At 52.7% G+C, this 224-nt stretch carries 1 rRNA gene; it reads left to right on the top strand.

Annotated features, from left to right (window positions below):
- Positions 1 to 224 (top strand): 23S ribosomal RNA (locus tag K1I43_RS15965); the annotation flags it as partial.

Genomic DNA, 224 nt, shown 5'->3' with positions numbered 1-224 from the left:
ATGCCTTGGCACTAGGAGCCGATGAAGGACGGGACAAACACCGATATGCTTCGGGGAGCTGTAAGTAAGCGTTGATCCGGAGATTTCCGAATGGGGGAACCCACTGTCCGTAATGGGGCAGTATCCATACGTGAATACATAGCGTATGGAGGGCATACCCGGGGAACTGAAACATCTAAGTACCCGGAGGAGAAGAAAGCAAAAGCGATTCCCTGAGTAGCGGC

This window comes from Anoxybacillus sp. ST70 (assembly GCF_019553625.1).
In the GTDB taxonomy this organism is placed as follows: domain Bacteria; phylum Bacillota; class Bacilli; order Bacillales; family Anoxybacillaceae; genus Anoxybacillus; species Anoxybacillus gonensis.
Note: the sequence above shows the minus strand (reverse complement) of the source record. Positions and strands in the feature narration are given on the sequence as shown.